The 7321-nt window shown below is 47.2% G+C and carries 6 protein-coding genes and 1 other RNA gene; 6 read left to right on the top strand and 1 reads right to left on the bottom strand.

Annotated elements, in window-relative coordinates:
• The 4 genes from PAT3040_RS36895 to ssrA form a co-directional block, all read left to right on the top strand.
• A partial coding sequence (locus PAT3040_RS36895) for a hypothetical protein (RefSeq protein WP_373863933.1) occupies positions 1-224 on the top strand: 224 nt, incomplete at its 5' end.
• A 324-nt stretch (positions 225-548) separates the two neighbouring features.
• Positions 549-749: a cold-shock protein gene (locus PAT3040_RS09610; RefSeq protein WP_068678946.1), complete on the top strand. Its 201-nt coding sequence runs from the start codon at positions 549-551 to the stop codon at positions 747-749.
• A gap of 442 nt (positions 750-1191) precedes the next feature.
• A complete protein-coding gene (gene smpB, locus PAT3040_RS09605; RefSeq protein ID WP_087572268.1) occupies positions 1192-1674 on the top strand; it encodes an SsrA-binding protein SmpB in 483 nt (160 codons plus the stop codon).
• Between the two features lie 322 nt (positions 1675-1996).
• Positions 1997-2362, top strand: a transfer-messenger RNA (tmRNA) gene (gene ssrA, locus PAT3040_RS09600).
• Between the two features lie 283 nt (positions 2363-2645).
• On the opposite strand, the gene PAT3040_RS09595 is transcribed toward ssrA, so the two are convergent.
• Positions 2646-3497: a hypothetical protein gene (locus PAT3040_RS09595; protein ID WP_108992446.1), complete on the bottom strand. Its 852-nt coding sequence runs from the start codon at positions 3495-3497 to the stop codon at positions 2646-2648.
• A gap of 123 nt (positions 3498-3620) precedes the next feature.
• Here PAT3040_RS09595 and PAT3040_RS09590 point away from each other — a divergent pair, with 123 nt between their 5' ends.
• Both PAT3040_RS09590 and PAT3040_RS09585 read left to right on the top strand, forming a co-directional pair.
• A complete protein-coding gene (locus PAT3040_RS09590; protein ID WP_108992445.1) occupies positions 3621-3914 on the top strand; it encodes a hypothetical protein in 294 nt (97 codons plus the stop codon).
• Positions 3915-5048: 1134 nt separating this feature from the next.
• Positions 5049-7274, top strand: coding sequence for an AraC family transcriptional regulator (locus PAT3040_RS09585; RefSeq protein WP_108992444.1), 2226 nt, complete (start codon positions 5049-5051; stop codon positions 7272-7274).
• Positions 7275-7321 lie beyond the last annotated feature (47 nt).

Raw genomic sequence — 7321 nt, 5'->3', positions numbered from 1 at the left:
CGGGAGGCGGCAAGGGCAGAGCAGGTAACGGCCGCGGTCCGAGCGGCGGAGGCGGCGGCGGCGGTCGTCGCAAGAATACGACGACGAGCGGCATTTTCAACGCCGGGAAGGCTGGCGGGAATGGCAGCGAGGCTGCTCCGAGCGCAGGCAGTCCGGCAAAAAGGAAACGGAAGAAAAGCGGCGGCAACGCGACAGCTGCATTCGTTCGCAAAAATCGCAAATAGTCCTGTATAAGGTAAGGAAGCTGAGGATATAATAAGACGGTAATGCTCGGGATTACGGGCAATTACGCGGTGTTGGAGGGGCGTAGTGCCCGTGATGCCGGAGCGTGCTGTCGGCTGGATGAACTGGGAAAATATATTTAGACTTGTCGCTTGCTTTTTGGCGGCGGGTATTATAAACTAAAGGCAATCGAATCGATGATATGAACCTGAATTCACATATTGAAAAGGGTGTCATTAGAGTCATGAAACCCTTTCCAATGTGTGAATTTTTTGTTTAATAACGAAACAGGCGCATATTAATACACTTTTTGGAGGTAATTCCACATGCAACAAGGTACAGTTAAATGGTTCAACGCTGAGAAAGGTTTCGGCTTCATCGAAGTTGAAGGCGGAAACGACGTTTTCGTACACTTCTCCGCAATCGTTGGCGAAGGCTTCAAAACTCTTGAAGAAGGCCAACGCGTTGAGTTCAACGTAGTTGAAGGCAACCGCGGTCCTCAAGCTGAAAACGTAGTTAAGCTGTAATAGCTTAATTCCGATGAGACCGTCCTTGACCATCCGGTTGAGGGCGGTCTTTCTCGTTGTAGGGGTTGGATTTATTTGCGTTTGTTGAAAGAACGTTCTAACGGACATCAGCTACACTATGAGCTTGATTTCGATGTTTTGCAATTCTAAGCGACATCAGCGACGTTATTTGGCCGAAATGGAGCTTACGAGGCTGACTGGGCTGCAATAAGGTTTCCTATGTCCGTTACCTTTTCGGAATGCCGATTTTTTGAAGAATAGCGTCGCTGATGTCCATTAGAGTTGGGTTTCGAATGCGGCAACACTAGGGCGTCATCGGTAGAAGATCTTTTAAGCCGAATGGTACGGCGCAGCATCCTTGATTTCCCTATACAAAGTTGTTACAATGAAAAACACCAGCAAGCCTATGGCTGGAGATGCTGACCGAAACGAGGTGAATGGCATGGGCGCTAAGAAAAACGACGGCAAGGTGCTTGCCCAGAACAAGAAGGCATCCCATGACTACTTCATCGAGGAGACTTTCGAAGCGGGCATGGTGCTGATGGGCACGGAGATCAAGTCGCTCCGGAACGGCAGGGCGAATATCGGAGATGCATTCGCGACGATCCGAGACGGCGAGATGTTCATCCACAATATGCATATCAGTCCGTTCGAGCAAGGCAATATGCATAATCCGACTGATCCTACTCGGGCTCGCAAGCTGCTGCTGCACAAGGAGCAGATTCACAAGCTGCTGGGCTTGGTCAAACGCGACGGTTATGCGATCGTTCCGCTCAAGATCTACGTTCGGAACGGTTATGCCAAACTGCTGATCGGCTTGGGCAAAGGCAAGAAGCAGTTCGACAAACGCGACACCGCAGCCAAACGCGATGCGCAGCGCGACATCCAGCGTGCGCTTAGGGAGAAGCAAAAGGTGGCTCGTTAAGCCGAATTACTACTGGAAGCAAGCATGAGCTCGCTTCGAGATCGGGTAGTAATGTACGCTTGACTCAACAGTAAGAAATGAACAGCTTTACATGGTTGTTAAGACCAGCGTTGCCAGCAACAATTCCGAGCATTCTGTATGGATGCGTGGTATACTAAGTTTGTAGCAACGAGCAAGACTGGCAAGTTGCAAGACATGATGAACGACTCGTAGTAGTCGACTCATCGTTAATCCTGGAGTCCCAGTGATCTGTGCTAATCGTTGGCTGTTTAGTTATTCGCTTGATGCGAAGTGGCTGGCAGGGTGACGTTTATGCCGCATCGGGGGCGTTTATGGATTCGACGGGGATTGGACGAGCGCGAGCCAGCGGGTAGCAGGGAGTCGTCTGCTTCATCAACGCTAAAGCCTATTAAACGGCAAACAACAAACAAACTACGCTGTAGCAGCTTAATAACCTGCACACGTGCTCTCGCTCTGTATCGCCCATGTACCGGGATGAGGGCCCAACTTTAGTGGGATACGCTGTCACATCTCCGCCTGGGGTGTGCTGAAGAAGACAATCAGGCTGACCTGAACGGAAGCTGGTTACGAAGCGTCTGCTCAGGTGACATCAAATTCGTGACTACACCCGTAGAAAGCCGTGTGGCGTGATCTTCGGACAGGGGTTCAAATCCCCTCGCCTCCACCATGAAAACCCAGTCCGCAAGAGGGCTGGGTTTTTCTGTGGGCGGAAATTGTAGACGGGATGTAGACACGAGCTTTATGCTGCGGGTTTGTGAAAAGAAATTGTAGACATTATGTCTATATTCTATTGGTTATCGTGAGTTGGCTATAATTGAAACAGATTCTTATTGTCCGAAAAATTGAATTGAAATTGAAATGATATGTAAATTAAAAAAGGCGACAGTCAGGAACAAGAAAGACTCCTAGACTGTCGCTATTTCATTGAACTAATGCTACTTCAATGGATATTACCAACTTATATCAGCCGAAGCAGTATCATTAGTGCCAATTGATGGGTTGAAATTAACAGTAGCTGGTCCGAATGATATAGATGTAGAGAACACTCCACCTAGTGGTTTGGATTGGCTGTACTTAATTACTGCTCGTTCAGTTGCGGTTGACACTTTCTTTTCCAAAGCAAACTTTACGGTACCTTTATATTTTGTAGCAGGCATATCAGTAAGGTTTCCTCCGAATTCCCATGCGGAGCCATATAACTCATCCTCAACAGGGGATCCATCATCATCATTGCACCCTGCAGACGATGGAGCGGACCATACATTTCCATTTCCAATGTTTTTATATTGTGTAGCGCAAGCATACTTGTCATCTTGTATTTCCCAATCTGCAGGGACTGCCATGCCAATGTGATCATTCTGAATTCCATAATACGAGATGCTAGTTGATTGATGAGGATTTGCGAGCCATTCGAAAGTCCCATAGATGTCGTGTAGTTGTACACCATTGTAAGTGGTCACAAAGTGAAACATAGTAAGCACAAGATCTGTTGAGGGAATATTCGCGAATGGTGTAACTACTCCTGGAGGGGGAGTCACAACCGGTGCTAACTCTCCAAAAGTATTATATGCATAAGCACTTTCAGAGTAACCATCAAATTGTAAATCAGAGCCGGAAGAGTTCTCAACAATAAACTGTTTATCGTAGAAGTCCATATTATCTATCAAAGCTTGGGGCATTCCTGCATCAATTAATATTTGCTCATATTGTTCCTCAGACAACACGTTTTCTTCAGCATGAGCTAAAGTAGAACCTAATGTGAAAATCAAAATAAATGATAAAATTACTTTCAAGCGATTCATATGAAGCCTCCTAAGAAATCAGTTTTTGTAGTACAACTAGCAATTCAGGTTCATAAAGTTGTAATATCACCCACCTTCTGTATATAATTATGAATAAGAATAACAACTTAAAGGAGGTCTAGGATGAGGGTGAAAGTGTTATCCTTGATTCTGATATTTATGGTGCTTATAGGTTGCAATGGTCCAGAAAGTACAACCGGCTACATTCAAGTAAAAGATAAATCGTACGACAACGGAAAATATTATTTAACTGTGGTTAATCCCTATGAGAATAGACCAGAGATTTTAAATTTAAAGACGGAAAAGAATGTTTGGAACTTAGCCATCATAGGTGAAATCTATTTTGCGACATATGAAAATAAAAGCACTCTAAGTGAAATTGAATATCCAGATAAAACCAGCGAAGAAGAAAAGTAATATAGTAACAATTACACCAAAAATAAGGAAACATTCTTGAGTAATACTTCCTAAATAAGCTTGTAGAATAATGTCGATTTAGATCATTTGTGGAGTTGAAGTGTTCTTTGAATAGGAGCCTCTCGGGGCCCCTTAGTCGTTACGCTACCAAGCGCAAGACGTCCCGTGCACACAGCGAGGTGACGGAAGTGCATAGCTGACAGGCAGCATGTGGTCCGAAAGGATGAGAGCGGGGGCTTGAAGTCAAATCCCGAAACAGGCGGCTGAAATCAAGTTTTCTGACAATATCGGGTAACTCTTTCGAAAAAAAGAGAATATCCCGCACTACACTGGTGGATTCTGGAAGTTAAGAGGGCTGGATTCGGGAGGAAGTCGATTGACGTGACCCAAGGAGAGTCCTGTCATCCCAGCAAATGTGGTAAATCATGATAAAGATCTAGAAGGTCAAATTCAAGGCTATGGGCGGCGAGCAGTCATACGAAGGGATAATTGTGAGTAAGCAAGAAGGAAAGGCCGTAATGGCGGGTGAACCGGCATTTCAGTTGCCGGTACAAGTCTCGACCTCAAATTATTGGTATGTAACTTGTGTTAGTGAAATTAAATGAGGACGTTATTAATACCTTATTTTTGGTATTAATAACGTCCTCATATTTCGTGATGCCTGGTACCGTCATCGCGTTAATTCGATTCATTATATACGATGGTCAAAAATTCCTCGATTTCATTCGGACAGCTGGGCTCATAATTGATACCACTAAGATGCAAGTGTATGCTCCTCATTAAGCCACCTCCCCAAATATTCGAATCATCACGCTCCGAAGAATTGTGAATTTGCACAAACACCCCTCGCCTCCACCATCATGAACACCATCCGCATGAGGATGGTGTTTTTGTTTTGCCCAAAATTGTAGACCGTTTGTAGATAGGGGTGACACCTTTTTCCGACCGTGAGTTTTCATTGCACATCATTTTCATCTTCCTAAGGATCAAGAACATGCAGAACGGGGCGGAAACGCAAAATCAGAACTTGACGGACAAACGAGGACTAGGCAAACAGGAAGGGGCTGCTATAAGATAAAACATACCAGTCAAAAGAGAACCTTTAATGACGAAGGGAGAAAGGGGTTATCAGCTATGTTCAGATCGACATCTTGGCGCATATTTGTGATCAGCGGCATTTTCTTCGCAATTACGATTATTCCGTTTTCGTTGTTCCTGGCTAACCGATTTTCTCACTTCGCTTACACTCAGGTGGGAACGTTCAATCAAGACCGCATCGATGAAATGGCAGAGCGGACGGAGTTTATGCTGGCCAAGCTGAAATGGTACAGCCTGAACATGTACGAAGATCATACCGTTCAGAGCTGGTTATATGCCTCCGCCGAAAATCTGCTGCAAAATGCCGGTACGATGCGGGTTTTAACGAAGTATTTATCTAATGAGCCTTTTATTGAATCCGCTTACTTATTTAACATGCGCAAACGTGAGGTCATCGACTCCAAAGTTGGACTGCTCCCGTTCGAGGAATTCGCCGATCGGTCGATGCTGCAGCGGATCGAGCGTAATCCAGGGTCCTTCCTCCGCTACTTCGACCACCAAATAGGAAGAAACTCATATTTGGCGCTTCAGCTTCCTTCGACTCCCGTGCAAAAAAATCGCGACGGGTATCTTGTCGTCCTGTTCAACAAGAAGGAGCTGCAAAAGCATTTGATATCGGGCGGCGGAAGGGCGGATGCGCTGTTCTCCATTGTGGATGATCAGGGCAGGCTGATCCTGGGGGAATCGGATGAGCGGCTCGAGAAGAGCATCAGCAGCATCCGGACGGGATTGGAGCGGGGATCCTTCGAGCTAAACCGTGCCGGAGGGGAAGCGTTCGTTAATTATGCCCGTCTCGAATCGTTGGGATGGAATATTGTCTCCATCACGGAGATGAAGCAATTCCGGGAAAAGGCCGATGCGTTCAAAACCGTCATTATCAACTACTCATTGCTGCTGCTTGCGGTGCTTCTCCTTATCGCCTATTGGAATTCACGCCGTTTCGTCGGACCTTTCCGGCGGCTAGCGGATCAGCTGCAGCGTAAGCTGGGGGTGAAGGGGGAGAACGATTATGGCGTCATTGAAAAGGGCGTCGTCATGCTTCGCGATCATTATCCGCTGATCAAGACCGAATATTTGCGGCAGTGGCTGCTGCAGGGCCGGCTGACCGACAGCGCCAGAGCGGCGATTGCCCGCGAATCCGGCCTGCTCGACTACGAATGGCTTCGGCTGGCCGTCGTCAAAATTGATTCCTATTATGAACTGTCCGAACAGTATGATTTTGTCTCGCGCAAGCTGCTCAAGTATGCAATCGGCAATATCGCGGAGGAGCTGCTGGGCCGGCCGGAACGGCCGATAGAGGTGGTCGATTTCGGCTCGGACCATCTCGTTCTGATCGTTGGCGCGGCCACTTCCTCGCCTGACGCCAATTTGACAAAAGAGCTGAAGGAACTGCGCCGGCAAGTTGCCAGCTACGTCAAATTGAACGTCACGATCGCGGAAAGTGAAGCTCGCCGCGTGCACGATGATTTGCGCAAAGTATACGACGATATAAATGAACTGACTTTGTTCAAGTTTGTCAGCGGCGATGACAAGATTTACATCGAACAGGACTTTGAGCGCTATGCAGATCTGCAGGCTCCAATTGAGGAGGCCGTGCATGAAAATCTGATCCAGACGATTCGCAGCGGCAAAGAGGAGAAGGCGCTGGCGATGCTGGATGAGTTGTTCGTATGCTTGCAGACAATGAAATATACCGAGTGCCAATTCCAACTGAAGCTGCTTCTGTTTGCGATCGTCAAATCGTTCAGCAAAATGACGTCCGTTCAGAGTGTTGAAGGAATCGAACATCACTTGAGGCAGTTCGCCACACTTGCCGATGTCTGCGAATGGCTAAAGGAAGAGACCGGCCGGATCATCCAGTTGCTAAGCGACCGAAAGGGCTTCAACCGCAAGGAAAAGCAGATCGAGGAAATTATCGAGTTCGTCCGTTACCATATTCACGACCCGATGCTGTCGGTGGACGAAATTGCAGATCATATCGCGTTGTCCGCCAAATACGTTCGGCACCTGTTTCACGAACAATATGGTTTGACGCTGTCGAATTTCATTCTGAATGAGCGGATCGGCAAGGTGAAGGAGCTGCTGGAACAGACGACGATGCAGGTTGCCGACATTGCAGTAGAGTCCGGTTTTCAGACGAAGAGCCATTTTTTCACCGCTTTTAAGAAAGCGACAGGCATGACACCGAGCCAATACCGCGAGAGTAAGACGGAGGAACGAAACGAGTGGTCGCGCTATATGGCTGAGAACTCGGCGAATTAGCAGGCGATTGCGAACTCGCCAGGTTAATAACAACCGGCCGAATCCTC

It is taken from the genome of Paenibacillus agaridevorans (assembly GCF_003112455.1).
GTDB classification, from domain to species: Bacteria; Bacillota; Bacilli; order Paenibacillales; family Paenibacillaceae; genus Pristimantibacillus; species Pristimantibacillus agaridevorans.
This window is presented reverse-complemented; position numbering and strand designations above follow the sequence as displayed.

Bases quoted from the DNA above. Each gene is read 5' to 3' on its own strand.
- PAT3040_RS09595 (WP_108992446.1), bottom strand. From the start codon at position 3,497: ATGAATCGCTTGAAAGTAATTTTATCATTTATTTTGATTTTCACATTA.
- smpB (WP_087572268.1), top strand. From the start codon at position 1,192: ATGGGCGCTAAGAAAAACGACGGCAAGGTGCTTGCCCAGAACAAGAAG.
- PAT3040_RS09585 (WP_108992444.1), top strand. From the start codon at position 5,049: ATGTTCAGATCGACATCTTGGCGCATATTTGTGATCAGCGGCATTTTC.
- PAT3040_RS09590 (WP_108992445.1), top strand. From the start codon at position 3,621: ATGAGGGTGAAAGTGTTATCCTTGATTCTGATATTTATGGTGCTTATA.
- PAT3040_RS09610 (WP_068678946.1), top strand. From the start codon at position 549: ATGCAACAAGGTACAGTTAAATGGTTCAACGCTGAGAAAGGTTTCGGC.